This is a genomic window from Flindersiella endophytica, from assembly GCF_054779015.1.
The window spans coordinates 118,105-144,116 of the sequence record NZ_BAAGYY010000004.1 but is presented as its reverse complement, the minus strand read 5'-3'; the positions used below and the strand labels follow the sequence as shown (position 1 = coordinate 144,116).

Genomic DNA, 26,012 nt, shown 5'->3' with positions numbered 1-26,012 from the left:
TTCGGCCTCAGCTTCCGGCTGACCTGAAGGTTGCTCGTCAACCTTTGACAGGAGCCCCGGATCCCGCCTCGGCGGGTCCGGGGCTCCTGCTTTCGGTGGTCTGTCGGTGGGCCCTGTTACCTTGATTGGCACAACCAACACAAACGAACACGAGAGCCCCAGATCCGCGTCGGCGGACTTTCTGGGGCTCTTTGTGTTTCAGGAGAAGGGATACCACTTGAGCCACTTCGGACCCACACACCAGTCCTCCGTGCTGCAGCCGACGCCGCTCAGCAGGTCGATGGCGCGTTGCACGGTCTCCACGTTGGTCTCCGCCCAGTTGGCGATCTCCTCACAGGTGGCGCCGTGCTGGTGCGCGCGAAACATGATGAGGTCGCGGTCGTCGCCGGCCTCGGTGAGCACCTTCGCCAGGTGGCCGAGGCGGTCGATGAAGAAGTCGGGCTTGTCGTCGGCACTGGGACCTCTGTCTTCGTCGAAGAGGACTGTCATACGGGCTCCCGTGAGTGTTGCTGTCATCGCTGGGGGTGACAGCAGTAAAGCCCGGCCTGACGGGCCTGTGCAACACTTCGGCGAACGGAATCGCCAACGAAACAAGGATTTCTGTCCTTCGGCGCGAAGAGGACCGCCGCGTCTTTCAGATCGGAGGAAGAAGTCTTTCAGAACGGGTGAAAGGGTCGACGATGACCGAAGAGACGACGGGCTCGACGCTGCAGCGACGGCAGCTCGGGCGGAGACTGCGAGACCTACGCCTTTGCGCACGGCTCACGGTACGCGCGGCAGCCGAGGCGCTGGAGTGGTCTGAAACCAAGATGTGGCGGATCGAGACCGGGCAGACCGCGATGCGCGGTCTCGACGTTGAGGCTATGTGCCGGATCTACGGTGCGACGGCGGAAGTGATGCGCGGGCTGATGAAGCTCGCGAAGGCGGCCAAGGCGACGGGTTGGTGGCAGACATACGACGACGTACTGCCGGAGTACTTCGATGCCTACCTCGGCATGGAAGAGGCGGCCTCGCAGTTGCTCGGCTATGAGCCGCAGTTCGTGCCAGGGCTGTTTCAGATCTCGGACTACTCGGCCGCGCTGTTCCGGACGAGCAATCCTGGCATGCCCGAGGGCGAGATCGAACGCCGAGTGCGGTTCCGGATGACTCGGCAAGGGTTGCTGACACGCGTCGCTGGACGACCAGAGCTTCATGCGGTGATCGACGAAGCCGCCCTTCGCCGGCCAATTGGCGGCCGGGCGGTGATGGCAGCCCAGCTGAGGCGGCTGATCGAGGTCAGCGACCTTCCGAACGTCACCCTCCAGGTGATCCCCTTCCGGGTCGGTGGACATATCGGCCTCGATACCGGAGCGTTCGTGCTCGTGCGATTCCCGTTGGATATCGCGGCGAAGGAGACTGAGCCGCCACTGGTTTTCCAGGAGGGGTTCACGGGGTGCCTCTATCTGGAGAAGCCATCCGAGGTTCAGAGGTTTGGCGACGCGTTCGCAACGCTCGTAGACTCCGCTCTCGACGCCAGGGCGTCACAGAGCTTCATCCTGCAAGCGGCAAGGGAGTTCGAACAATGAACTGGCGGAAGCCGAGCTATAGCAACGGCCAGAGCGGAAACTGCGTCGAGGTTGCAGGTGCGACGGGTCGGATGGTTGTGCGCGACTCGAAGGACAAGACAGGGCCCGTCCTGTCCTTCGGTCTCGCAGATTGGTCCGCGTTCGTAGCGGAGGTTCAGCCACTGAGCCGGCGGTAGCGACGCACGGACAACGGCAGGCAGACCGCCACGATCAGCAGCGGCCAGAGGAGCGCCAGGACTACCGCGTGCTGCGCCACCCAGGTCTCGCCGCCCCAGCCGGGGTTGCCGAACAGCTCGCGGGCGGCCGAAACGGTCGCCGACAGGGGGTTCCACTCGGCGATGGCGCCCAGCCAGCCGGGCATCGTCGCGGGGGAGACGAAGATGTTGGCGAGGAAGCCGATCGGGAACTCCAGCGTGCGTACGGCTGTCACGCTCTCGGGATTGCGGTAGAACCTGAGCCCGAGGTAGATGCCGAGCCACACGAACGCGAACCGCAGCCAGAGCAGGAGCCCGATCGCCACCAGGGCCTCCGTCAGTCCGTTGTGTGCGCGCCAGCCCATCAGCAGTCCGCACCCGAGGAGTACGGCCAGTGCGAGCACCGAGTTGAGCAGGTCGGCGCAGGCGCGTCCGACGACCACGGCCGACCGTGCCATCGGCATCGAACGGAACCGGTCGGTGACGCCTCTGGCGGCATCGGTACTGATCGACGTCATGGTGGCGCCGATACCGAAGACCATCGTCATCGCGTACATGCCGGGTAGGAGGAAGTCGAGGTAGTTCCCGCCGCCAGGGACCGTCATCGCGCCGCCGAAGAGGTACCCGAACATCAGCGCGATCATGATCGGGAACAGCACGCTGTTGGCGATGACCGCCGCGGGCTGCCTGGCCCAGTGCGCCAGGTCCCGGCGCGTCATGGTCCAGCCGTCGGCGAGCGCCCAGGCGAAACCGGTCATGCGGCGACCTCTCTTTCAGCCGAGCCGGCTGTGAGGTGGAGGAACGCTTCGTCGAGCGTGGGCCGGCGCAGCGCGATGTCGTCCGCGACCACGTTCTGCTCGGCCAGGGTCTGCACCAGCCCGGTCAACGCCGTCGCCCGATCGGTTACGCGCCCGCTGATCCGCCTGGTGTCCGGATCGACGTCGGGCGGAGAGCCGCAGATCCGGGTGAGGACCTCGACGGCGATCGGCAGCGCGGCGGGATCGTTCACCACGACGTCGATCCGGTCGCCGCCGATCATCGACTTGAGCCGGTCGGGCGTGCCCTCCGCGATCACCTTGCCGCCGAGGGCGAGTACGGAGATCTGGTCGGCGAGCTGGTCGGCCTCGTCGAGATACTGCGTGGTCAGCAGTACGGTCGTGCCGCCGGCGGCGAGCGCGCGGACGGCCCGCCAGACCTCGTTCCTGCCGTGTGGATCGAGCCCGGTGGTCGGCTCGTCGAGGAAGAGTACGGAGGGCGCCAGGATCAGCCCGGCGGCCAGGTCCAGCCGGCGCCGCATGCCACCGGAGTACTGCTTGACCGGCTTGCGCCCGGTGTCGGCGAGCCCGAACTGTTCCAGCAACTCCTCCGCTCGCTTGGCGGCTGCCCGTTTGCCCAGGTGATAGAGCCGCCCGAACAGCTCCAGGTTCTGCCGGCCGCTGAGGATCTCGTCGACGGCCGCGTGCTGCCCGATCAGCCCGATCCGAGACCGCACCTGTGCCGATTCCCGCCGCACGTCGCATCCCGCGACCTCGGCTCGTCCGCCGTCGAAGCGCAGCAACGTGGTCAGGATCTGCACCGCCGTCGTCTTGCCGGCACCGTTCGGTCCGAGTACGCCGTGGACGGCGCCGGCCCGGACCGTCAGGTCGAACCCGTCGAGTGCGGTGGTCTTGCCGTAGCGCTTGACCAGGCCCTCGGCCAGCACTGCTGTGCTCATCTGCCCCTCCGAAACTCTCTACGCCGTATAAGATTTTGGAGAGTATAGCTTACGGTGTAGAGAGTTTTGATGGTGTGGAGAATGGACCGGTGACCGAGCAGACAGGCGCCGGCGACCTCGCGCGCAGCATCGAGCTGCTGTGGCGAACCCAGCAGCCCCCGCGGCGTGGGCCCAGGCCTCGCTTCAGCGTCGACCAGATCGCCGAAGCGGCCATCGCGATCGCCGACGGTGAGGGTCTTCCGGCGGTGTCGATGCGCCGGATGGCCGAGCGGCTCGGCGTGACGGCGATGTCGCTCTACGCGTACGTGCCGAGCAAGTCCGAGCTCCTCGACGTCATGCTCGATGCGGTCTACGGCGAGCTTGACGTCGACGCCGGCGGTGCCGAGACCGGCTGGCGGGCCAGGCTGGAGCTGGTCGCGCGGCAGAACTGGCAGCTCTACCTACGCCACCCCTGGTTGCTCCAGGTCGCCACCAGCCGCCCGGTTCTCGGGCCGAACGAGGCTGTCAAATACGACTACGAGCTGCGCGCCGTCGACGGCATCGGCCTCGGTGACGTCGACATGGACCTCGTGGTCAGCCTGGTCACCGACTACGTGCACGGCGCCGTCAGAGGTGCGATCGAAGCCGCCCGGGCCGAGCGGCGCAGCGGCCTGACCGACGAGGAATGGTGGCGAGCCGCGGCGCCGTTGCTCGAGAAGGTCTTCGACCCGGATCGCTACCCGACCGCGACCAGGGTGGGAGTGGCGGCCGGCGCGGCCTACAACTCCGCCCATGACCCCGCACGGTCCTTCGAGTTCGGGCTCCAGCGCGTACTCGACGGGATCGAGGCCTACCTCGGGCCGGGCCGCCACGTTTGAGTCCGGACCTGCGCCGGGAAGGCGCAAGTCCAGGCGACCCCGAGCGGGAACAAGGGTTCGTCCTGATGCGTTAGGAACCTTGAGTCGGGTAGGCTCAACGTCCGACAGACTGAAGACATCGACCAAATGGAGGCAACAACAACATGGCCCGTGCGGTTGGGATTGACTTGGGGACCACGAACTCGGTGGTGGCCGTGTTGGAGGGCGGCGAGCCGACGGTAGTGACGAACGCGGAGGGTGCGCGCACCACGCCGTCGGTGGTGGCGTTCGCGAAGTCGGGTGAGGTGCTGGTTGGTGAGGTTGCCAAGCGGCAGGCCGTGACCAACGTGGATCGCACGATTCGCAGCGTGAAGCGGCACATGGGCACCGACTGGAAGACCCAGATCGATGGCAAGGACTTCACGCCGCAGCAGATTTCGGCGTTCGTCCTGCAGAAGCTGAAGCGGGACGCCGAGGCGTATCTCGGAGAGAAGGTCACCGACGCGGTGATCACGGTCCCGGCCTACTTCAACGACTCGCAGCGGCAGGCGACCAAGGAGGCCGGTGAGATCGCCGGCCTGAACGTCCAGCGGATCATCAACGAGCCGACCGCGGCCGCGCTGGCCTACGGCCTCGACAAGGAGTCCGACCAGACGATCCTGGTCTTCGACCTGGGCGGCGGCACGTTCGACGTCAGCCTCCTGGAGATCGGTGAGGGGGTGTTCGAGGTCAAGGCCACCAGTGGTGACAACCACCTGGGTGGCGACGACTGGGACGCCAAGATCGTCGAGTGGCTGGTCACCCAGTTCAAGAACAAGCAGGGTGTCGACCTGTCCAAGGACAAGATCGCCCTGCAGCGGCTGACCGAGGCGGCGGAGAAGGCCAAGATCGAGCTCTCCAGCGCCAGCGAGTCCAACATCAACCTGCCCTACATCACGCTGGGCGAGTCGGGCCCGCTCCACCTGGACGAGAAGCTCACCCGCAGCGAGTTCCAGCGCCTGACCGGTGACCTCCTCGAGCGCGTCCGCCGGCCGTTCCAGCAGGTGCTCAAGGACGGCGGCATCGACGTCGCCAAGATCGACCATGTGATCCTGGTCGGCGGTTCCACCCGGATGCCCGCCGTGGCCGACATGGTCAAGGAGCTCACCGGCGGCAAGGACCCCCACAAGGGCGTCAACCCCGACGAGGTCGTCGCCGTGGGCGCGTCTCTGCAGGCCGGCGTCCTCAAGGGCGAGGTCAAGGACGTCCTCCTGCTCGACGTCACCCCGCTCTCGCTGGGTATCGCGACCAAGGGTGGCGTGTTCACCAAGATCATCGAGCGCAACACCACGATCCCGACCAAGCGGTCGGAGGTGTTCACCACGGCTGAGGACAACCAGCCGAGCGTGATGATCGAGGTCTTCCAGGGCGAGCGTGAGATGGCCCGCGACAACAAGTCGCTCGGCAACTTCGACCTCACCGGCCTGCCCCCGGCGCCGCGTAACGTGCCGCAGATCGAGGTCACGTTCGACATCGACGCCAACGGCATCGTCCACGTGTCCGCCAAGGACCTCGCGACCGGCCGTGAGCAGAAGATGGTCGTCTCCGGTGGCTCCGCGCTGCCCAAGGACGACATCGACAAGATGATCCGCGACGCCGAGCAGTACGCCGAAGAGGACCGGCAGCGCCGGGAGGCCGCCGAGCTGCGCAACACCGCCGACTCGATGGTCTACCAGGCCGAGAAGTTCATCGCCGACAACGGCGACAAGGTGCCCGCCGACGGCAAGGCCGACGTCGAGGCCCAGATCGCCGAGGTCAAGAAGGCCCTCGAAGGCGACGACAGCGACGCGCTCAAGTCCGCCGTCGACAAGCTCAACGAGGCCCAGACCAAGATGGGCGCGGCCATGTACGCCCAGGCCCAGCAGGAGGCTGGTGGCGCCGAAGGCACCGCCGGCGAAGGCGCGGCCCAGGACGGCACCAGCGACACCGCCAACGACGATGACGATGTTGTCGAGGCCGAGATCGTCGATGAGGACAAGCCCGGCAACGGTGAGCAGGGTGGTCAGAAGTGACGAACGGCGGCACGCCACCGTTCGGATCCGACTCTGAGCAACAGCAGCAGACCGGACCGGTCATCCGGGACAACCGAAAGATCGACCCGGAGACCGGCGAAGTCCGGCAGAGGGCGCAGGAGTCTGCGCCCTCGCCGGACGACGACGCTGCTGCCGGAGCGCCCTCCGAACCACAGGCAGAAGAAGCAGCAACGAACGTGGGGCAGGCGGAAATCGACGACCTGAAGCAGCAGTTGGCCGATCGAACGCTCGATCTGCAACGACTGCAGGCTGAATACATCAACTACAAGCGTCGTGTCGACCGAGATCGGCAGGCCGTACGCGACCTGGCCGTCGCCAGCGTGCTGACCGACCTGCTGCCGGTCATCGACGACATCGGCCGGGCCCGCGAGCACGGCGAGCTCGAAGGCGGCTTCAAAGCCGTCGCCGAGTCGTTCGAGGCCTCGCTCAACAAGCTTGGCCTGGAACGCTTCGGCGAGGTCGGCGAGGCGTTCGACCCGCACGTACACGAGGCGTTGATGCACTCCTATTCCGACGAGGTTCAGGTCGCCAGCGTGTCGCATCTCCTGCAGCCGGGCTACCGGCTCGGAGAGCGCGTGCTGCGTCCGGCCCGGGTCGCGGTCGCGGAGCCCACCGAGGGCCTGCCGCCCCAGCCCGCGGCCGACACCGACGAACCGCAGGACGCCGCACAACAGTCAGCCCAGCCCGGCGAGTCTGACGCTCAGCCCGACACGGGCGAGCAGGGCTAGGACCCGAGGGAGGGCGCACGATGGTCTCGAAAGACTGGGTTGAAAAGGACTTCTACAAGGTCCTCGGCGTATCCAAGGATGCGCCGGCCGACGAGATCAAGAAGGCCTACCGCAAGCTGGCCAGGGCTAACCACCCGGACGCCAACAAGGGTGACCCCAAGGCCGAGGAGCGGTTCAAGGCGGTCTCGGAGGCTTACTCCGTGCTGTCCGATCCAGCCAAACGCAAGGAATACGACGAGGCGCGGTCGCTGTTCGGCGCCGGCGGTCTCCGCTTCCCCGGAGGCCAGCCCGGCGGTGGCAACCAGGGCTTCCCGTTCGACCTCGGTGACATCTTCCAGCAGGGCAGCGGGCGGGTCGGCGACCTGTTCGGTGGCCTGTTCGGAGGTGGCGGCGGCCGCACCACCACCCGCACCACTTCGCGGGCGCGGCGTGGGGCCGACCTCGAAACCGAGGCGACGATCGACTTCCGCGAGTCGATCGACGGCGTGACGGTGCCGTTGCGAATGAGCAGCGACACTCCGTGCCAGGCCTGCTCCGGTACGGGCGCCAAGGCCGGCACTCTGCCCAAGGTCTGTGCCGACTGCGAAGGCACTGGCATGCGCGCCACCAGCCAGGGTGGCGTGTTCGCGATGACCGAACCGTGCCCGACCTGCAAGGGGCGCGGGCTGGTCGTCGAGGACCCCTGCCCGGTCTGCCACGGCTCCGGCCGCGGCGTCTCGACCCGGACGATGCAGGTCCGCATCCCTGCCGGGGTGCGTGACGGGCAGCGGATCCGGTTGAAGGCCAAGGGCGCCAAGGGCGAGTTCGGTGGTCCGGCCGGCGACCTTTACGTCACGGTCCACGTCCGGGGCGACGAGGTGTTCGGCCGCAAGGGCGAAAACCTCACGATCACGGTGCCGGTGACGTTCCCGGAGGCCGCGCTCGGTGCCGACATCAAGGTGCCGACGCTCGACGGTCCTTCGGTGACGTTGAAGGTCCCGCCGGGCACGCCCAACGGTCGTACGTTCCGCGTGCGCGGCAAGGGCGCCGGCCGCCGCGACGGCACCAGGGGCGACCTGCTGGTCACAGTCGAGGTGATCGTGCCCGACCACCTCGACGCAGAGGCCAAGGAAGCGCTCGACGCGTTCAAGAAGGCGTCGGGGACGGAGGATCCCCGCGGCCGGTTCTTCTCGGGAGGTGAGAGCTGATGGCTCCGCGTAAGGGCAGGTCGATGCCGCTCGGTGGAGTCGACGTCGACGCACCCGTCTACATCATCAGCGTGGCAGCCGAGCTCACCGGACTCCATCCGCAGACGCTGCGCACCTACGACCGGCTCGGGCTCGTCTCGCCCGGCCGGTCGGGTGGCGGCGGCCGGATGTACTCCATGCGCGACATCGAGACGCTGCGCCATGTGACGGAGCTGTCGGCGTCCGGCATCGGGCTCGAAGGTGTCAAGCGCATCCTCGAGCTCGAGGCCGAGGTCGAGGAGCTGCGCGAGCAGATCGCCGCGATGAGCATGACGCGGATGCCCGCGCCGTCACCCGACTCGCCGTACCCCGTCGAGCGGATGCCCCAGCACAGCACGGCCGTGGTGTTGTGGGGAAAGAAACGGAAATAGCAGAAACGACAGCACGCTTGGGGGACAAGGGAAACACATGGACGCTCTGAAGTTGACGACGAAGAGCCAGGACGCGGTCTCGGCAGCCGTACGCAACGCGTCCAACGCCGGCAACCCCTCGGTGGAGCCGGTGCACCTCCTGCTCATGCTGCTCGCCGACCCCAACGGTACAGCGAGCGCGCTGCTCGACGCCGTCGGCGCGAGCCGGTCGACGGTGGAGCAGGCCGCGAGCCAGGCGGCCGAGCGGATCCCGTCGGCCAGCGGCAGCTCGGTGCAGGCGCCGAACTTCTCGCGCACGCTCTACCAAGTGCTGCAGAAGGCTCAGGACCAGGCAGGTGAGCTCGGCGACGAGTACATCTCCACCGAGCACCTGTTGGTCGGCCTGGCCACCGTGAAGAGCCCCGCGCAGGAAGCGCTGGCGGCGCAGGGCGCGACGCCCGACGCGTTGCTGGGCGCGTTCCCGTCGGTCCGGGGTGAAGGCCGCGTGACCACGCCCGACCCCGAAGACACCTACAAGGCGCTGGAGAAATACAGCGTCGACCTCACCGCGCGGGCTCGCGAGAACCAGGTCGATCCGGTGATCGGCCGCGACTCCGAGATCCGGCGCCTGGTGCAGGTGCTGTCCCGGCGTACCAAGAACAACCCCGTGCTGATCGGCGATCCGGGCGTCGGCAAGACCGCGGTCGTCGAAGGGCTGGCGCAGCGGATCGTCGCTGGCGACGTGCCCGAGTCGTTGAAGGGGCGCCGGCTGGTGTCGCTCGACCTCGGCTCGATGGTCGCGGGCGCGAAATACCGCGGTGAGTTCGAGGAACGGCTGAAGGCCGTGCTCGACGAGATCAAGGCCAGCCACGGCCAGGTCATCACGTTCATCGACGAGCTGCACACGGTCGTCGGCGCCGGCGCCACCGGCGACTCCTCGATGGACGCCGGCAACATGCTGAAGCCGCTACTCGCACGCGGTGAGCTGCGCATGATCGGCGCGACGACGCTCGACGAATACCGCGAGCACATCGAGAAGGACCCCGCGTTCGAGCGGCGGTTCCAGCAGGTCTACGTCGGCGAGCCGTCGGTCGAGGACACCATCGCGATCCTGCGTGGGCTGAAGGAACGCTACGAAGCCCACCACAAGGTGCAGATCGCCGACACCGCGCTCGTCGCGGCCGCGGTGATGTCCGACCGTTACATCACCGGCCGGAAGCTGCCGGACAAGGCGATCGACCTGATCGACGAGTCCGCGTCCCGGCTGCGGATGGAGATCGACTCCTCTCCGGTCGAGATCGACCAGCTCCGGCGCGAGGTCGACCGGATGAAGATGGAGGAGCTCGCACTCGACAAGGAGCACGACGACGCCAGCCGGCAGCGGCTGTCGAACCTCCGTAAGGAGCTGGCCGACCGGCAGGAGTCTCTGCGTGGCTTGGAAGCTCGCTGGGAACGCGAGAAGTCGGGCCTCAACAAGGTCGGTGAGCTGAAGGAACGCATCGACGAGCTGCGCGGCGAGGCCGAGCGGGCCCAGCGTACCGGCGACCTGGAGGTCGCGTCCCGGCTGCTCTACGGCGAGATTCCCCAACTGGAGAAGCAACTCGAAGTCGCGGCCGCTTCGGAGGAGAAGATCGCCGACGAGGAGCCGATGGTCCACGACGAGGTCGGCGCCGACGAGATCGCCGAGGTTGTCTCCTCCTGGACAGGGATTCCGACCGGACGGCTGCTGCAGGGCGAGTCCGAGAAGCTGCTGCACATGGAGGACGAGCTCACCAAACGCGTTGTGGGACAGGAGAAAGCCGTCCGGGCGGTGTCCAACGCCGTCCGCCGGGCGCGGGCCGGCGTGTCCGACCCGGACCAGCCCACGGGCTCGTTCCTGTTCCTCGGCCCGACCGGCACCGGCAAGACCGAGCTGTCGAAGGCCTTGGCGGGCTTCCTGTTCGACGACGATCGCGCGATGGTGCGGATCGACATGAGCGAATACTCCGAGAAGCACTCGGTGGCCCGGCTGGTCGGTGCACCGCCTGGCTACGTCGGCTACGAAGAAGGCGGTCAGCTGACCGAGGCCGTGCGCCGGCGTCCGTACTCCGTCATCCTGCTCGACGAGGTGGAGAAGGCACACCCGGAGATCTTCGACATCCTGCTGCAGGTGCTCGACGACGGCCGGCTGACCGACGGCCAGGGTCGCACTGTCGACTTCCGTAACGTCATCCTGATCATGACTAGCAACCTCGGGTCGCAGTACCTCGCGGATCCGAAGCTCGACGAGGCGACCAAACGCGACATGGTGATGAACGTCGTGCGCACGTCGTTCAAGCCGGAGTTCCTGAACCGCCTCGACGAGATCGTGCTGTTCAACCCGCTCGACTCCTCCAACCTCGCGCAGATCGTCGACATCCAGGTGTCGTTGCTGCAACGGCGGCTGGCGGCGCGGCGGATCTCGCTGGACGTCACAGGCGGGGCACGGGAGTGGCTGGCGATGACGGGCTACGACCCGGTGTTCGGCGCCCGCCCGTTGCGCCGGCTGGTCCAGTCCGCGATCGGCGACAAGCTGGCCGAAGAAGTGCTGTCCGGCAACGTCCGCGACGGCGACACAGTGCTGGTCGACGTCAACGACGACAAGGACTCGCTCGAGGTGACGCCGGCTTCGTATCCCGTGCAGGCGTCCTGACTCAGGTGCCCTGACCGCTTCGCTCGCCGCGAATGACCACGTTAACCACGGGTTTGGCTGGTTAACGTGGTCATTCGCGCTTCGCCACGTGTCTGGCTCACGCGGTACATCGCCACGCCAGTGGGTGCTTCGCCACGCCCCGGCGCGTGGTTAACCAGCTAATTGCGTGGTTAACGTGGTCATTCGCTGACGACGGCGGGGGCGAGGCGATCGCGTAGCCGCGTCAGGTGGTCGTCGTTCAGGCCGCCGGGGCCGCGGAGGTAGGCCTCGACTCCGCCGTAGGTCGAGTCGAGGTGCTCGAGCGTGCGCACCATCGTCTCGGGGCGGGAACCGAGCCAGTCCTCGATGTCCGCGCGTCTCGTCCGGTCGGTGAGTTTGGCGAGCAGCACTTCGTTCAGCGCGATCGACCGGACGTCGGTCTCGGTCAGGGCGTAGTCGGCGACGATCTGGTCGTTGGGCACACCGGCAGCGCTCAGCGCGAGCGCCACCACCAGTCCAGAGCGGTCCTTGCCGGCATGGCAGTGCACGACGACGGCGCCCGGAGGCGCCGACGCGATCGCCGCGACCGCGCCCGCGAACGTCGTGGCCGAGCGCTTGAGCAGCAGGAAGTAGAGGTCGAGCAGTGAGTCGGCGTCGCCGATCGCGGCCTGCACGGGATGGCTGGAGTACCACGGTTCGCCCGCGAACGGACTCGGCCGGGCCGAACACTCGTCGAGGCCGCGCAGGTCGATGACCCGGCTGATGCCGTAGGACCGGAACGCCGACTGGCCGGCCGCGGTGAGCGTGCTGTGCTCGCCGGAACGGACGAGAGTCCGGTCCGGAACCACCCGGCCATCGGACGTGGGGGTGCCTGCGAGATCGCGGACGTTCGCACAGTCCGGCCAGTCCAACCACTGCACGCATCTCAAGCTACCAGCGCGGCGCCAGCCTCTTGACCGCTCACGACCGAGCCGGTCTAATGTCATGATGACGTCGAGGTGACGTCGGCGGCGGAGGGAGCAGCGTGAGGCGAATCCGGCACTGGCTTCAGCAACGAGCCATCCGCTGGCGCGCGCTCCTCACCCTTCTCCGCCGTGCCGGCGGCTGGCGCACGTACGCGCTGGCCGTCCTCACGCTCGTCCGCGGACTGCTCCCGTCGGGCATCATCCTCGCGACCGGCGCCCTGATCGGCGCCGTCCCAGGCGCTGTCGACAACGGGATCGGCTCGCCGGAAGGCGCGCGGGCGGTGTGGGCACTCGCCGCCCTGGCCGCCGCGTTCCTGCTGGCCGCCGCGCTCGACGCGCTCGCCGACTACGCCAACCCTGTGCTCGGCACCCGCTACATCGAGACCGTCCACGACACCGTCGCCCGCGCGACCCTCGGCACGAAGACGGTGGCCGAGCTCGAGGACCCCGAGGTCGTCGGCGAGCTCGCCGCCCTCGAGGAACACGACCGCACCGGCGTCCACCACACCGCCGTCCAGAACCTCCTGCACTGGGGCGGCCAGCGCGTCCAGGGCGCCGCGGCGTTCGTGCTGGCGTTCGGCTTCGCGTGGTGGGCGCCGTTCGTCCTGCTGGCCGGCGCCCGGATCGTCAACTGGACGTTCTTGCGGTACGTCGAGGAGGGTGCGGCGCTCGGCAACCTGCTGCAGGCCGGGAAGCTACGCCGCGGCCACTATCTCCGCCGGCTCGCGCTGGACGCACCGACCGGCAAGGAAATCCGGGTCTTCGGCCTGGGCGGCTGGGTGGTCGGCGAGTACGCCAGGGTGTGGCTCGCGGGCATGACCACGATCTGGCAGGGCAGGGCCGGCAAGCGCTGGGGCTTCGTGCTCGGCGGTGCCGCGCTCCTGGTGTCGCAGGGCATTGTGCTCGCGGCGATCGGCTGGTCCGGGCTGAGCGGGGCGATCTCGCTGGCCGCCGTCACGGTGTTCGTGCAGGCGGTGATCGCCTCCGAGTCGATGGGCCCGATCGGCGACGCGCAGTGGGCGCTGGGCCGCATCCTCAGCAGCGCCCAGCAAATCGTGGATCTCGAAGGCAGGCTCGCCCCAACACCCAGAACGTCCCACGACCGTGACCGGCCCGGCGGCGGCGCGGTCACGGTCCGGCTGAACGACGTGCGGTTCACCTACCGCGGCCGCGCCGAGCCGACCCTGAACGGCCTCAGCCTGACGATCCCAGCCGGCCAGTCGCTCGCGGTCGTCGGCGAGAACGGTGCCGGCAAGACCACGCTGATCAAGCTGCTCTGCGGCCTCTACGAACCCGGCACCGGCAGCATCCGCCTCGACAGCGAAGCGCGGATCGGCGTGATTTTCCAGGACTTCGTACGCTACGAGCTCTCCCTTCGCGACAACGTCGGCTTCGGCAGCCTGCCGCTCGCACACGATCAGGAGAAGCTCGAAACCGCGCTGACCGACGCCGGCGCGAGCGATCTGCTGACGACGTTGCCCGCCGGCTGGGACACCGTCCTGTCCCGCGCGTACGACAACGGCAGCGACCTGTCCGGCGGCCAGTGGCAGAAGGTCGCGCTGGCCCGGGCGCTGACGGCGATCCGCGGTGGCGCCGGACTGCTGATCCTCGACGAGCCGACCGCCAACCTCGACGTTCGCGCCGAGACCGAACTGTTCGAGCGGTTCCTCGAGCTGACCAAGGGCGTGACGACGATTCTGGTGTCGCACCGGTTGTCCAGCGTTCGGCACGCCGACCGGATCGTGGTGATCGCCGATGGCCGGCTGGCGGAGGATGGTACCCACGAGCAGCTGATGGCCGCCGGCGGCCGGTACGCACGGATGTACTCCTTGCAGGCAAGCCGATTCGCCGAAGGAGCCCCCGATGCGTGAGAGCTGGCGAGCGCTGCGGTTCCTGGTCGCGACGACCGTACGCGAGGAACCCTGGCGAGCGCTCGGCTCGTTGCTGGAACCCCTGTCGCGCCTGTCGTTCCCGCTGGTCGCGGTCTGGCTGAAGTTCCTGACCGACGGCATCGTGCAGCGCGACGTTTCGCTTGTCGTCGCAGGCGTCGTGGGTTTGGCGGTCGTCCAGTCCACGCTGGGCATCGCGGGCATCTTCGGCAACGACCTGCGGATCATCCTGTCGGAGCGGATCGGGTTCGCGATCGACCGCGAGGTGGCTACGATCGCGGCTGCCCTGCCTGGCATGGAACATCACGAACGGCCCGACTACCAGGACCGGCTCGAGCTGCTGCGGCGGAACCAAGCCGCGCTGGCGAACTCGCTGAACAGCTTGCTGAACGCTCTGAACGCCGTGGTCGGCGCGGCCGGCGCCCTGGTCGTACTCCTCTACCTCAGCCCGTGGCTGCTGTTCGTCGTGCTGTTCGCTGTTCCGGCGATCCCGATCGCGCGCCTGCAGCAGAAGTGGCAGAGGGCCGGCGAGGAGGAGTCGGCGACGCCGAGCCGGCTGGCTCGCCACCTGCGTGGTCTGACCGTGGATCGCGATGCGGGCATGGAGTTTCGCGTGTTCGGCCTGCAGGACGAGATCCGGCGGCGGTTCCGGTTGGCGTGGCGCGCCGCTCGCGAGCCGGTGCTGCGTGCCGAGCGCCGGACGGCCTGGACCAACATCGCGCGCCAGGCGGTCTTCGCGATCGGATACGTCGCCGCGGTCGTTCTCGTACTCTGGCGGGCCGTCCAGGGGCAAGCGACCGCCGGCGACGTCGTGGCGACGATCTTCATCTGCCAGCAGGTGGCGACGATGGTCGTGTGGCCGGTGTTCTCCCTTGCCAGGTTGGGACCCTTGCTACGGGCGGCCGGCCGGATGCTGTGGCTGCGCGACTACGCCGATACGGAAGCGGCCAAGCGGACGGGCTCGCTGGAGCCGCCTGCCGCGCTGCGCGAGGGCATCACGTTCGAGAGCGTGTCGTTCGCCTATCCGGGGACGGATCGCCTTGTCCTGCAGGATGTTTCGCTGACGATTCCCGCCGGCTCGGTCGTGGCGCTGGTGGGTGAGAACGGCGCCGGCAAGACGACGTTGGTGAAGCTGCTGACGCGGATGTACGAGCCGGCAGGCGGGCGCATCCTGGTCGACGGCGTGGATCTGGCGGAGATCTCCGTCGTGGAGTGGCGTTCGCGGCTGTCGGCGGCGTTCCAGGACTTCGCGAAGCTCGAGCTGGTCGCGCAACATGCCGTCGGCGTCGGAGACCTGCCGCGGCTGGACGACGCTTCGGCCGTCACCGGGGCGTTGCAGCGGGCCGGGGCCTCGGAGGTGGTGCCCGCGCTGCCGGCCGGGCTGTCGTCGCAGCTCGGCTCGAGCTGGCCCGATGGCGTCGACCTTTCGACCGGACAGTGGCAGAAGCTCGCGCTCGGGCGGGCGTTGCTGCGCTCGGATCCGCTGGTGGTGTTCTTCGACGAGCCGACCGCGAGCCTGGACGCGCCGACCGAGCACGCGCTGTTCGAGCGCTATGCCTCGGTGGCCCGGGCCGGCTCCACGGCCGGGGCGATCACGGTGCTGGTGTCGCACCGCTTCTCGACCGTGCGTACGGCCGACCTGATCGTCGTGGTGGGCGACGGCGGCGTGACGGAGCTGGGCTCGCACGAGGAGCTGATGAGCCGGGGCGGGCTCTACGCCGAGCTCTACACGCTGCAGGCACGCTCCTACGCCTGAGGGCTCCAAGCTGCCACCCTCTGGACACGGGGTGTTCCACATCGTATGGTCCGCGTTTGGGATCGCTCCCAGATTCTGTCCGCGCCCGGAACTGGATGGAGTGCTCATGCGGAAACGCCTGGTCGGTGCCTTCGCGGTGGCCGTGCTCGTTCCGACGCTGACGACCTCGGCCTTCGCGGCGCAGCCTGCCGAGCAGTCGGCCGGTGTGCCGGCCGCGCCGGCTGCCGCGGTGGAGTTGCTGGCCAACGGCGGCTTCGACAACGGCACGCAGTCGTGGACCAGCCCGACCGGCCAGGCGCTGAGCGTCGACGCCGGGCGGCTCCGGGTCTCGGTGCCGGCAGGCACGGCGAACCCATGGGACGCGATGCTGTCGCAGAAGCCGTTCACGTTGCAGTCAGGCCGTGAGTACACCCTCTCGTTCGACGCTTCGGCGAGCGCGGCCGCGACCGCGGTGACGACCGTGCAGCTCGGCGCTTCGCCGTACACGCACGCGACCAGCCAGTCGCTCGCGCTCGGCACGGCGAGCCGGCACTTCAGCTTCACGTTCACCTCCGGGCTGGCGACCTCCAACGGCGAGCTGACCTTCCAGCTGGGCGGCGGTCCGGGGTACACGTTCTTCCTCGACAACGTCTCGCTGGTCGCCGACAGCGCACCGGCCGCCGGCAACCCGATCGAGCTGACCAGCGGCTTCTACGTCGACCCGGACTCCAACCCCGCCAACTGGGTCCGCTCCAACGGCGGCGACGCCCGGGCCGCGCGGATCCAGAGTGCGATCGCGAGCAAACCGATGGCCCGGTGGTTCGGCAACTGGAGCGGCGACATTTCGGCCGCGGTGTCCGGCTTCGTGGGCGCGGCGGACCAGGCCGACAAGCTGCCGCTCCTCGTTGCGTACAACATCCCGGGCCGCGACTGCAACGGCCACTCCGGTGGCGGTGCGGGCAGCCCGGAGGCGTACCGCACCTGGATCTCGGCCTTCGCCTCCGCGATCGGCGACCGCCCGGCCGTCGTGGTCATCGAGCCGGACGCCCTGCCCCAGCTCGACTGCCTCCCGAACGACACCGAACGCCAGATCCGGACCGACATGATCGTGTACGCCAGTGAGCAGTTCCGCGACCGTGCCCCGAACACCTGGGCCTACCTCGACGCCGGCAACGCCACCTGGATCGCCGACGACACGATGGCCCAGCGTCTGGAGGCGGCGGGGCTGCGTAACGTCCACGGCTTCTCGATCAACGTCTCCAACTACCACACGACGGCGGACTCGGCGGCCTACTCCGACCGGGTGAACGCACGGCTGTCCGCGCGCTACGGCTACACCGTGCCGTACGTCGTCGACACCAGCCGCAACGGCAACGGCTCCAACGGCGAGTGGTGCAACCCGCCGGGCCGCAAGCTCGGCACGCCCAGCCAGGTAGGCGGCGGTGCCGAACTGCTGCTCTGGCTCAAAGTCCCCGGCGACTCCGACGGCCCGTGCGGCATCGCCCCCGACGTTCCCGCCGGCCAGTTCGACCCCGCCCTCGCCATCCACCTGATCGACGGCAACTGAGCCACTTCGGGTGGAGGCTGACGGACACTGCCCGCAGATGTCACCTGGTAGTCACGGACACGCCGGGTGGGGTTGGCGTAGGCGATCGGGCGCCTCGGGTAACCTCCCCTGCCGTTGCCCTCGAAATGGGTATGTAGATGGTCATCGGCGACCGGAGGCAGGAACAACGTGCACGGAGTGAGGCCGGAGGCGACTGAGCCGCTTCGGCGCATCGAGTTGGCCGCGCGCGAGGTGTTCGCGCCGTGGTTGTCGTGTGTGCTGGTTACTGGTTCGGTGCTGAAGGACGACTTCGTGCCGGGCTACTCCGACCTCGATGTTCGCGTTTTCCTCGCGATCGAGGCACTTCAGGGGCCGGACGGTCCGCCGCGGCTGGACCTCGCGCTGGCGTTTCGGGAGCGGATCGGCGATCTGAAGCCGTCGGCGCACGGGTTCAGTGAATTCCAGGTGAACTTCCGCCCGTTCGGCGACCCGGCCAGCGGCCGCGATCTGCCGCCGGGCAGTTATCGCCTGCTCTACGGCGAACCGCCCGCGTTCCTCGGCGAGATCACCGAGCAGGAGCTGCTGAAGTCCGCGTCCTGCGCCCTGTCCGACGTCGAGGCCGAGCTGCGGCGCTGGACCGCCGTCATCATCGACCGTACGGACGACCGGCTCGATCTGGTCGTACGCGGAATCGGCGCGGTGCTGCGCAAGTCGGCCTACTCCGCGGGCGTTCTGCTGACTGGCACCCCGTTCCGGGTCTGGGCCAGCGATCTCGAGGCGCTCGATCCGGTGCTCGACACCGCCGGGCTCGAAGCGGTGACCGCGTTCTTCGGCCTCGTACGCACGTGGCCGCGGCGTGGGCTCGATCCCGACTTCCACCGTGCGTTACTCCACCAGGGCTTCGAAGCGATGGTCTGCCTGCAGGCGTGGTGGGCGATGTCGCGAGGGCGGCTGGCACTCGCGCCCGCGTAGAGCGGAGGGTGTCCGCGATCGGCCGGGCACCTGCGTTTCCGCGCAGGTGCGGCGCGCCGGTGCGAGGCTGTGGACATGATCGCGCGCGTACGTTCCTTGCGAGTTCGGATCGTTGGTGCCGCCCTGCTCGTCGTCGGTTTGCTGGCGCTGGGCGCCGCCCCCGGCGCGTGGTCTGCCACCGAACAGACCGGCGACCAGACCGCCTCCCGGCAGACCGGCCCGGGTCAGCCGTACGTGCCGAACTGGTTCCCTGCCGACCTGCTCACCTGGAGCCCCGGCACCGACCCCGACGCCGCGTTCAACCGCTCGACGACGCCGCTGGCACCGCGCTTGGTCGATCAGCTGACCACCGCCAACTCCGACGCCAGGCACCGCCGCGTGATGGCGCTGTCCGTCTTCGCCAACACCGACGGCAACCCGTCACAGGGGTCGGCGGAGTTCGACTACTACACGTCCGAGTTCTGGCCGTACCTCGACACGCTCGTGTTCTGGGGCGGCTCGGCCGGCGAGGGCCTGATCCTCGCGCCGAACCCAACGGTCACCGACGCCGCGCACCGTAACGGCGTGCCGGTGCTGGGCACGGTGTTCCTTCCGCCCGAGGTGTACGGCGGGCAACTGCAGTGGGTGCGCGAGCTGCTGGTCAAGGACGCCAGGGGACACTTCCCCGCCGCCGAGAAGCTCGCGCAGATCGCGCGCTACTACGGCTTCGAGGGCTGGTTCATCAACCAGGAGACCGAAGGCGCCGACGCCGCGCTCGCCGCCGACATGAAGGCGTTCCTGGCCGAGTTGAAGGCCAGGGGCCAGCAGGTGCTGTGGTACGACTCGATGATCGAGTCCGGCGAGATCGCCTGGCAGAACCAGCTCAACTCGCTGAACGACGACTTCTTCAACGTCTCCGACCTGATGTTCCTCAACTACGGCTGGAACACGTCGAGGCTGGCCAGTTCGGCGGCGCTCGCGCAGTCGCTCGGACGCTCGCCGGCCGACCTGCACGCGGGCGTCGACGTGGGATGGCGTCAGTTCGCCGTACAGCCCTATCTGGACACGTTGTTCCCGGGCTCCGGTTCGGAGTCAGGGATCTCGCTCGCGTTGTACCGGCCGGACTTCACGCTCACCGGCACCGACGACAAGAGCCAGTTCGCCGCCAGGGAGAGCCGGTTCTGGGTCGGATCCGACAACGACCCGAGCGCGTCGACCGCAGACGGCGACGGCTGGCGGGGCGTCTCGGCGAAGGTGGCCGAGAGTACGGCGGTGACCCGGATGCCGTTCGTCACGAACTTCAACACCGGCCGCGGCACGTCATGGGCGTACAACGGCTCGACCTGGCAGCAGGGCGAGTGGAACAACCTGTCGGCACAGGACGTCCTGCCGACCTGGCGCTGGATCGTGCGGGGCGCGGCCCTGTCGGTTGGGTACGACTACGCGTCCGCGTTCCGCGGCGGCTCGTCGCTGCGGATCAGCGGCAACCTCGACCAGGCGACGACGATCCCGCTGTACGCGACGCGGGTGAAGCTCACGCGTTCGAGCCGCGTCGAGCTGACGGTGCGCGGGCAGGCGCCGGCGCAGCTCGTGCTGCGCTTCGCCGACTCGCCCGCGCAGGATGTCGTGGTGCCGCTGGGCAGTGGCGGCGGCGAGTGGACGACGCGAACGGCCGCGCTGGACCGGCATGCGGGGCGCACGCTGACGAGCATCGGCGTCCGCTTCACCGGCGCGAACCCGGCGCTCGACGTACGGCTCGGGCGGCTCGCGCTGCTGGACTCTTCCTCGGCCGGACCGGCGCCGTCTGCACCGTCGCGGGTCCGGGCCGTCTGGTCGTCCGACGGCAGTGGGGCGCGGGTGACCTGGGCGGCGTCGCGGTCTCGCGTACTCCGGTACGACGTGGAGGCGGTGTCGCCGGACGGCGTTCGTACCTGGCTGGGTACGACGACCGGAACCGCCTTCTGGGCTTCGGGAATCCCGTCCGGCGCCAAGCGGATCGAGGTCGTGCCGGTCGGGCTGGACCAGCGGCGTGGCGAGGCTGGAGCGGTCGGGCTGTAGCTCCCTATCGCGGCGGCTGCCGTAGGTGCTGCTGGATCCGGTCGCCGAGGTTTCGCCGCGTGCCGGGCGCCGCGGTCGGTGCGGATGGCGCGGGTTGCCCGGCCGGTCCGGTCGGTGCGACGGCCTTGACCACGGCGACAGCCACCGCGGTGGTGATCGGGATGGCGAGCACCAGGCCGATCGAGCCGACGAGCGTACGTACGACTTCTTCGGCGAGCTCGCCGCTCGTGAGCGCGGTCAGGATCGGCCGCTCGTACAGCGAGATCAGCAGCAGGATCGGCAACGCGGCGCCGGCATAGGCGAACGCGATCGTGTAGACCGTCGACGCGATGTGATCCCGCCCGATCCGCATCGCGCCCGCGAACAGGCGGCGAGCGGGCAGCGTGGGGGAGAGCTCGTGCAGCTCCCAGACGGCCGAGGCCTGCGTGATCGTGACGTCGTTGAGCACACCGAGACCGGCGATGATGATGCCGCACAGCACGATGTGCGACATGTTGAGGCCTTCGGTGCTCGACAGCAACGTCATGCCGTCCTCACTGCTGAGGCCGGTGAGCTGGGTGGCACCGGTCGCCCAGATCCCGACCACCGCGGTGACGATCAGGCCGAAAAGCGTGCCCAGCAAGGCGGTCGTGGTGCGCGCGGAGAACCCGTGCGCGAGGTAGAGGACGACGAACATGATGGCGGACGATCCGCAAAGCCCGACGAACAAGGGCGATTCGCCTTCGAGCAGGCCGGGGAGCATGAACGTGGCGAGGATGACGTAGGCGAACCCGAGCCCGATCAGGGCTCGCAGGCCTCTGAGGCGGGCGACCGCGATGACGACGACCGCGTACACGACGGCGAGCAGCCCCATCGGCGCTCCCCGGACGAAGTCGACGAACGCGTAGTAGTCGGCCTGCTCGTCGCCGACCTTGAGGTGCAGCAGCACCAGCTCGTCGCCGACCTGCACACCCGCGCGGTTGATGTTCGGCGGAAGGTCGACCTGCACCGGCTTGCCGCCGCCCGGAGGCTGGATGGTGGCGCGGACGCACTGGACCGCGCCCTGTCCGGGGTCCTCCGCGCTCGAACACGGGAACGTCGTGAGTTTCTCGGCCTTGGCCCGGAGCAACGTACCGCCGGGTGCGAAGTACGACGTGTCGAGCCGCTTGTCCGCCGGACTGTCCCCGCGCGGCCACAGCGCGACCACACCGACGACCGTGGCGAGCGCCAACGGCACCACGACGGCGAGCAACAACCCCATCGCCCGCCGGCGGGTGGCCCGCGCCTGCGGCGAGTCGTCGACCGGCCCACCATGCGAGTGCCCAACGTGGGCATGGCCACCCTGCGATCCGCTCGCGCGGCCGTGCGGCGGCGGGTCGAGATGCCGCCCGGGCCCGGTGCTGTTCGCCACGTGGGAACCCTAGCGGGCGTGGCTGGCCCGGCACCGTGAGCCATCCGCCGGCTGCGGGCTGTCCAGCGGGGGCTGTCCAGCCGGGCTGTCCGGCCGGGGTGGCTCAGCGGGACAGCTCAGCCGGGCAGTCCGACCTGGGCGATCCGCCGGCCGACGGCGGGCCCACGCTTGCCGTGGCGATCCTGTGCGGCGACGCCGCCTGGCCGACCTCCGTGACGAGGTACCGGAGGGACGTCGAGGTGGACCGCCGCTGTCCGTTGTTCGGCGCGATGATGGCGATCACGTGGGCGTGCCAGGCGTGGCCAGCCCGGCAGCTCAGCCAGGCAGGCGGCGCGGCAGCACGACGTAGCGGAAGCCGGGCTCGTCCTCTGCGTCTTCCTCCACCGACTTGCGGCCGGTCAGTAGCGCGGCGCGGATGCCCTCGTGGAAGCGAAGCCGTGCCCAGGTGGTTCCCACCGCGTCGAGGCCGTCGAGGAGGTAGCCGGCGTTGAAGGCGGTCGTCGTGCCGTCGCCTTCGAGGGTACAGGACAGGCGTTCGCGGCCGCGGGTGTCGACGTCGCCCGCGGCGCCGACGACCAGTTCGCCGTCGGTGATGGTCAGGACTACCGCGGAGTAGCGGTCGGCGACGATGCAGACGCGCCGCAACGCCGCCCGCAGGTCGTCCACCGCCACTGTCACCGCGCCGATGAAGGTGGTCGGCACCATCGCGCGCAGGTCGGGGTATTTGCCGTCGACCAGGCGCATCGTCGTGGTGCGCTGGGAGTCGGACAAGCTGAGCAGGGACTCCGTCCCCGTGCGTACGCCGATCGACAGCTCGCCCTTGTGGTCGAGCCCTTTCGCCGTGTCGGCCAGCAGCTTCGCCGGCACGATCGCGCGCTCCGGCAGGTCACCGCCCAAGCCGGCGGACCTGCTCCAGGGCAGCTCCACCAGCGCGATCCGATAGCGGTCGGACGCCGAGAGGTTGAGCCGCGACGCCTCGAACTCGAACAGGGCACCCGCCAGCACCGGCAGGGTGTCGTCGCGCATCGCGGCCTTGGCCAGCTGGGCGGCAGCCGTCGCGAACGGTTCGGCCCTCACCTGGCCGAGCGCGGCCGGCGCGGACGGCAGGGTCGGGTAGTCCTCCAGCGGCAGCGTCGGCAGGCCGAACTCGATCCCGCCCGCCCGGATCTCCACCACCGAGCCCGAAGCAGACAGCTCGACCGCCCCACCTGGCAGCGACTGCAACACCTCGGCGAACACGCGACCCGGCACCAGGATCTCGCCCGGCTCGTCGATCGGCACCGTCAGGTCGACCGTCGACCCCGCTTCGTAGTCGTAGCCGGCCAGCCGCACTCCGTCGCCGGATGCGCTGATCCGCAGGCCGGCCAGCGCGGGCAGAGGCGTCGAGCCGCTCGCATGCCGTGCCGCGAATGCCGCGGCCTTACCGAGCGGCTCACTCTCCGTCGTAAACCTCATCGCCCCGACTCCTCCCACTGGGTCCCTGCAGGCTCCGTCCCCCTACGGGGAAACCCGAGCTTAGACGCGTCCACCGACAGCCTCGAATCGTTCCGTCGTAGGAGGCCACCACCTCCCCACCGCGCCTAGGTTCGATAGCGGGCGGCACTGGAGCCGCCCGTCCTGGGAGGGAAACCAATGCATCGACGAATACGCCTCACGGCCGTCGCAGCGGCGGCCGCGTTGTCGGTCCTGGCAACCGGGCTGGCCGCCTCGCCGGCCACGGCGAACGCCAGAGCGACGGCCGTCGAGTGGGGGCAGTGTCCGGACTTCGGATCCCCAACGTCAGACCTTCCGTCGGCCGCCCGGCTCGAGTGCGGGACGGTCAGCGTTCCGCTGGACTATCGCCGGCCGGCCGGCGAGCGCATCGAGGTCGCGGTCTCGCGGCTGGCGAGTACGAACCCGGCCAAGCGTCGCGGCGTACTCCTGCTCAACCCCGGCGGCCCGGGCGGCCCTGGTCTCGAGCTGCCGGTACTGCTGGCCGAGGCAGGTATGCCGCAAAGCGTCCTCGACAGCTACGACGTGATCGGTTTCGACCCGCGCGGCGTCCGGTACAGCTCGCCGGTGAGCTGTGGATTCACGCCGGATCAGGTCAACCTGCTCCAGCCGACGTACCCGAAGAACTCCGCCGACGTCGCCGCTCGCGCTCCCGTCGTGCATGGGCTGATGCAGAAGTGCGCGGACGCCTACCCCGACGGCCGGCTGAGGTACTTCAACACGGAGAACACCGCGCGCGACCTGGATCGGATCCGGATCGCGTTGGGAGAAAGGAAGATCTCCTACCTCGGCTACTCCTACGGAACCTACCTCGGAACGGTCTACACCTCGTTGTTCCCCGAGCGCAGCGATCGCATCGTTCTCGACAGCACGGTCGGGCCGGACTGGGTCTGGCACACGGAGTTCCGCAACTTCGGGCTCGGCGGTGAGCTGGCCTACATCGACTTCGCGAAGTGGGCCGCCGAGCGCGACAGCACGTATCACCTCGGTGCGACTCGTCAGCAGGTCTACGACAAGACGCTCGAGCTGTTCGCCGAGGCAGACGACAGCCCGGATCCGTTGTTCGGCACTTTCGTACGCTGGCAGGTGTTCTCGGCCATCTACGAGGCGGCCGCCTATCCGGTCCTCGCCGAAGGACTGCGGGATCTCGACGCCCAGAATCCCGCTGCCGCCAAGCGGGCGTTCGAACGTACGGGCCTGGCCGAACCACCGGCCGACAGCAGCCCCACGCTCGCCATGTCGGTGTTGTGCGGCGACGCCGCCTGGCCGACGTCCGTCGCGACGTATCAGAGGGACGTCGCGGTGGATCGTCGCCGTTACCCGTTGTTCGGCGCGATGATGGCGAACATGTGGGGATGCCAGGCGTGGCCGTTCGGTCAGCTGGAGCCGACGGTCAGCGTCAACGACCGTGGGCCGCGAAACGTCCTTATCCTGCAGAACTTCCGCGACCCGGCGACGGTGTACCCCGGCGCTGTCCTGTTGCGTAAGGACTTCGCGAAGCGCTCGAAACTGGTGTCGGTCAACCAAGCCGGGCACGGCGTCTACATCGTCACGCCCAACGCCTGCGCCAACGACCTCACGACGGCGTACCTGGTCGACGGGATCATGCCGACGCACGACCGGTTCTGCGGAGCAGAGCGAAACGCCCTGTCCAGCAAGGCGAACCCGGCCGTACGGAAGGAGCTGGTCAGACGGCTGCGATAGTCCACGCAGCGGTGTGCTGCTCGCCCGGCGCGAGGACGACCAGGTCGACACCTGAGTTGAACGCGTCGGGCGGGCACGTCATCGGCTCGACCGCGAGGCCGATCCGGCTGAGCTCCGGCTCGGCGCGGTCGGCGGTGTGGATCTGCGCCCACGGGCACGCGGCGCTCCACCGCACCTCGACACCGCTGCCGTCGGCCGTGGTGAGCCGCGCCCGCGTCCCGCCGTTGGCGTCGGATGCGAAGCCGGTGAACGCGTGGTCGATGAACGTGTCGCCGATCGCGCGCGGCTCGCGGAAGTCGAACGGCGTGCCCGCGACGTCTTCCAATCCCTTGGGCAGCAGGCGATCCGGGGTCACGTCGAGGTAGCGTTCGGCCGGCAGGTCGAGCGTCCAGTCGTCGACCCGGCCGGCGCCCGCGACGACGTACGGATGCGGCGCGAAACCGTAGGGCGCGTTGGCGTCGCCGGAGTTGACCGCGGTGAACTCGCACCGCAGCCCGTCGGCGCCGACGGAGTAGGTCGCCGAGAGATCGAGCAGGAACGGATAGCCGTCCTGCGGATGCAGCCGGTAGGTCAGCTCGACGGCCGCCGGCTCGTGGCGGGCGCACGTCCAGCTGGACCAGACGACGAGCCCGTGCAGCGCGTTGTTGCGTGCGATCTCGTTGACCGGAACCTGCAGGCGCTGCCCGTCGAAGTCGTACGAGCCGTCGGCGATCCGGTTGGGCCACGGTGCGAGCACCGCGCCGCGGTAGGCCGGCCGGATCTCGTCGGCCGCGAACCCCACGACGAGGTCGCGTTCACCGTGGGTCAGCGTCCGCAGGGTCGCGCCGACCTCGGTGATGACGGCGCGATAGCCGTCGCCCCCGATCGGGTACTGCTGCCCGCTTGGCTGCACGGGTGCCTCCTCGTCGTTGGTGCTCGGTTGGCGGTATGAATCTTGCCCCGTGCGGG

Annotated in this window: 21 protein-coding genes; 14 read left to right on the top strand and 7 right to left on the bottom strand. The window is 68.9% G+C overall.

Going from position 1 to position 26,012, the window contains the following annotated elements; translation table 11 throughout:
• Positions 1 to 198: 198 nt before the first annotated feature.
• The gene (locus tag ACYVF6_RS02960) at positions 199 to 489 is read right to left on the bottom strand and encodes a hypothetical protein (protein ID WP_460515428.1); all 291 of its coding nucleotides are present in this window, start codon (positions 487 to 489) and stop codon (positions 199 to 201) included.
• Between the two features lie 35 nt (positions 490 to 524).
• Between ACYVF6_RS02960 and ACYVF6_RS02955 the strand changes: the two genes are divergently transcribed.
• Positions 525 to 1,565 carry a DUF5753 domain-containing protein gene (locus ACYVF6_RS02955; RefSeq protein WP_460515427.1) on the top strand — a complete coding sequence of 347 codons (1,041 nt, stop codon included), beginning with the start codon at positions 525 to 527 and terminating at the stop codon, positions 1,563 to 1,565.
• Positions 1,562 to 1,741 (top strand): DUF397 domain-containing protein, encoded by a 180-nt coding sequence (locus tag ACYVF6_RS02950; protein ID WP_460515425.1) that lies wholly within the window; start codon positions 1,562 to 1,564, stop codon positions 1,739 to 1,741. The genes ACYVF6_RS02955 and ACYVF6_RS02950 overlap by 4 nt, the downstream gene beginning before the upstream one ends.
• Here ACYVF6_RS02950 and ACYVF6_RS02945 read toward each other — a convergent pair.
• Both ACYVF6_RS02945 and ACYVF6_RS02940 read right to left on the bottom strand, forming a co-directional pair.
• Positions 1,720 to 2,517 carry an ABC transporter permease gene (locus ACYVF6_RS02945; RefSeq protein ID WP_460515423.1) on the bottom strand — a complete coding sequence of 266 codons (798 nt, stop codon included), beginning with the start codon at positions 2,515 to 2,517 and terminating at the stop codon, positions 1,720 to 1,722. The genes ACYVF6_RS02950 and ACYVF6_RS02945 overlap by 22 nt on opposite strands.
• Positions 2,514 to 3,473 carry a DrrA family ABC transporter ATP-binding protein gene (locus tag ACYVF6_RS02940; RefSeq protein ID WP_460515421.1) on the bottom strand — a complete coding sequence of 320 codons (960 nt, stop codon included), beginning with the start codon at positions 3,471 to 3,473 and terminating at the stop codon, positions 2,514 to 2,516. The genes ACYVF6_RS02945 and ACYVF6_RS02940 overlap by 4 nt, the downstream gene beginning before the upstream one ends.
• Positions 3,474 to 3,562: 89 nt before the next feature.
• Between ACYVF6_RS02940 and ACYVF6_RS02935 the strand changes: the two genes are divergently transcribed.
• The 6 genes from ACYVF6_RS02935 to clpB all read left to right on the top strand — a co-directional run bounded on the left by ACYVF6_RS02935 (position 3,563) and on the right by clpB (position 11,356).
• Positions 3,563 to 4,330: a TetR/AcrR family transcriptional regulator C-terminal domain-containing protein gene (locus ACYVF6_RS02935; protein ID WP_460515419.1), complete on the top strand. Its 768-nt coding sequence runs from the start codon at positions 3,563 to 3,565 to the stop codon at positions 4,328 to 4,330.
• Positions 4,331 to 4,473: 143 nt separating this feature from the next.
• On the top strand, positions 4,474 to 6,360 hold the full coding sequence (gene dnaK, locus ACYVF6_RS02930) for an Hsp70 family protein (protein WP_460515417.1): 1,887 nt from the start codon (positions 4,474 to 4,476) through the stop codon (positions 6,358 to 6,360).
• The gene (gene grpE / locus ACYVF6_RS02925) at positions 6,357 to 7,109 is read left to right on the top strand and encodes a nucleotide exchange factor GrpE (RefSeq protein ID WP_460515416.1); all 753 of its coding nucleotides are present in this window, start codon (positions 6,357 to 6,359) and stop codon (positions 7,107 to 7,109) included. Before dnaK ends, grpE begins: the two co-directional genes overlap by 4 nt.
• A gap of 20 nt (positions 7,110 to 7,129) precedes the next feature.
• A complete protein-coding gene (gene dnaJ, locus ACYVF6_RS02920; RefSeq protein ID WP_460515414.1) occupies positions 7,130 to 8,296 on the top strand; it encodes a molecular chaperone DnaJ in 1,167 nt (388 codons plus the stop codon).
• Positions 8,296 to 8,706, top strand: a complete 411-nt coding sequence (locus ACYVF6_RS02915) for a MerR family transcriptional regulator (protein WP_460515412.1) — start codon at positions 8,296 to 8,298, stop codon at positions 8,704 to 8,706. The genes dnaJ and ACYVF6_RS02915 overlap by 1 nt, the downstream gene beginning before the upstream one ends.
• A 37-nt stretch (positions 8,707 to 8,743) precedes the next feature.
• Positions 8,744 to 11,356, top strand: coding sequence for an ATP-dependent Clp protease ATP-binding subunit (gene clpB / locus ACYVF6_RS02910; RefSeq protein WP_460515409.1), 2,613 nt, complete (start codon positions 8,744 to 8,746; stop codon positions 11,354 to 11,356).
• 179 nt (positions 11,357 to 11,535) lie between these two features.
• On the opposite strand, the gene ACYVF6_RS02905 is transcribed toward clpB, so the two are convergent.
• Entirely contained in the window at positions 11,536 to 12,255 is a 720-nt protein-coding gene (locus ACYVF6_RS02905) for a tyrosine-protein phosphatase (RefSeq protein WP_460515407.1), read from the bottom strand.
• A 104-nt stretch (positions 12,256 to 12,359) separates the two neighbouring features.
• Between ACYVF6_RS02905 and ACYVF6_RS02900 the strand changes: the two genes are divergently transcribed.
• The 5 genes from ACYVF6_RS02900 (at position 12,360) to ACYVF6_RS02880 (ending at position 20,479) form a co-directional block, all read left to right on the top strand.
• On the top strand, positions 12,360 to 14,171 hold the full coding sequence (locus ACYVF6_RS02900; RefSeq protein ID WP_460515405.1) for an ABC transporter ATP-binding protein: 1,812 nt from the start codon (positions 12,360 to 12,362) through the stop codon (positions 14,169 to 14,171).
• Positions 14,164 to 15,945: an ABC transporter ATP-binding protein gene (locus ACYVF6_RS02895; RefSeq protein WP_460515403.1), complete on the top strand. Its 1,782-nt coding sequence runs from the start codon at positions 14,164 to 14,166 to the stop codon at positions 15,943 to 15,945. The genes ACYVF6_RS02900 and ACYVF6_RS02895 overlap by 8 nt, the downstream gene beginning before the upstream one ends.
• A 106-nt stretch (positions 15,946 to 16,051) precedes the next feature.
• Entirely contained in the window at positions 16,052 to 17,491 is a 1,440-nt protein-coding gene (locus tag ACYVF6_RS02890) for a glycoside hydrolase family 6 protein (RefSeq protein WP_460515401.1), read from the top strand.
• A gap of 168 nt (positions 17,492 to 17,659) precedes the next feature.
• The gene (locus tag ACYVF6_RS02885; protein ID WP_460515400.1) at positions 17,660 to 18,442 is read left to right on the top strand and encodes a hypothetical protein; all 783 of its coding nucleotides are present in this window, start codon (positions 17,660 to 17,662) and stop codon (positions 18,440 to 18,442) included.
• A gap of 75 nt (positions 18,443 to 18,517) precedes the next feature.
• Positions 18,518 to 20,479, top strand: a complete 1,962-nt coding sequence (locus tag ACYVF6_RS02880; RefSeq protein WP_460515398.1) for an endo-beta-N-acetylglucosaminidase — start codon at positions 18,518 to 18,520, stop codon at positions 20,477 to 20,479.
• A gap of 4 nt (positions 20,480 to 20,483) precedes the next feature.
• Here the strand turns inward: ACYVF6_RS02880 and ACYVF6_RS02875 are convergent, their stop codons facing one another.
• Both ACYVF6_RS02875 and dnaN read right to left on the bottom strand, forming a co-directional pair.
• Positions 20,484 to 21,869 (bottom strand): YibE/F family protein, encoded by a 1,386-nt coding sequence (locus ACYVF6_RS02875; RefSeq protein ID WP_460515396.1) that lies wholly within the window; start codon positions 21,867 to 21,869, stop codon positions 20,484 to 20,486.
• 315 nt (positions 21,870 to 22,184) lie between these two features.
• A complete protein-coding gene (gene dnaN, locus ACYVF6_RS02870; protein WP_460515394.1) occupies positions 22,185 to 23,324 on the bottom strand; it encodes a DNA polymerase III subunit beta in 1,140 nt (379 codons plus the stop codon).
• Positions 23,325 to 23,501: 177 nt separating this feature from the next.
• On the opposite strand from dnaN, the gene ACYVF6_RS02865 reads away from it, so the two are divergent.
• A complete protein-coding gene (locus ACYVF6_RS02865) occupies positions 23,502 to 25,064 on the top strand; it encodes an alpha/beta hydrolase (protein WP_460515392.1) in 1,563 nt (520 codons plus the stop codon).
• On the opposite strand, the gene ACYVF6_RS02860 is transcribed toward ACYVF6_RS02865, so the two are convergent.
• Positions 25,048 to 25,956: an aldose 1-epimerase family protein gene (locus ACYVF6_RS02860; protein WP_460515390.1), complete on the bottom strand. Its 909-nt coding sequence runs from the start codon at positions 25,954 to 25,956 to the stop codon at positions 25,048 to 25,050. The genes ACYVF6_RS02865 and ACYVF6_RS02860 overlap by 17 nt on opposite strands.
• Between the last annotated feature and the right edge of the window lie 56 nt (positions 25,957 to 26,012).

Coding starts and splice junctions, on each gene's coding strand:
- clpB (WP_460515409.1), top strand. CDS start 8,744: ATGGACGCTCTGAAGTTGACGACGAAGAGCCAGGACGCGGTCTCGGCA.
- dnaK (WP_460515417.1), top strand. CDS start 4,474: ATGGCCCGTGCGGTTGGGATTGACTTGGGGACCACGAACTCGGTGGTG.
- dnaJ (WP_460515414.1), top strand. CDS start 7,130: ATGGTCTCGAAAGACTGGGTTGAAAAGGACTTCTACAAGGTCCTCGGC.
- ACYVF6_RS02950 (WP_460515425.1), top strand. CDS start 1,562: ATGAACTGGCGGAAGCCGAGCTATAGCAACGGCCAGAGCGGAAACTGC.
- ACYVF6_RS02865 (WP_460515392.1), top strand. CDS start 23,502: ATGCATCGACGAATACGCCTCACGGCCGTCGCAGCGGCGGCCGCGTTG.
- ACYVF6_RS02895 (WP_460515403.1), top strand. CDS start 14,164: ATGCGTGAGAGCTGGCGAGCGCTGCGGTTCCTGGTCGCGACGACCGTA.
- ACYVF6_RS02890 (WP_460515401.1), top strand. CDS start 16,052: ATGCGGAAACGCCTGGTCGGTGCCTTCGCGGTGGCCGTGCTCGTTCCG.
- dnaN (WP_460515394.1), bottom strand. CDS start 23,324: ATGAGGTTTACGACGGAGAGTGAGCCGCTCGGTAAGGCCGCGGCATTC.
- ACYVF6_RS02940 (WP_460515421.1), bottom strand. CDS start 3,473: ATGAGCACAGCAGTGCTGGCCGAGGGCCTGGTCAAGCGCTACGGCAAG.
- ACYVF6_RS02880 (WP_460515398.1), top strand. CDS start 18,518: ATGATCGCGCGCGTACGTTCCTTGCGAGTTCGGATCGTTGGTGCCGCC.
- ACYVF6_RS02960 (WP_460515428.1), bottom strand. CDS start 489: ATGACAGTCCTCTTCGACGAAGACAGAGGTCCCAGTGCCGACGACAAG.
- ACYVF6_RS02945 (WP_460515423.1), bottom strand. CDS start 2,517: ATGACCGGTTTCGCCTGGGCGCTCGCCGACGGCTGGACCATGACGCGC.
- ACYVF6_RS02915 (WP_460515412.1), top strand. CDS start 8,296: ATGGCTCCGCGTAAGGGCAGGTCGATGCCGCTCGGTGGAGTCGACGTC.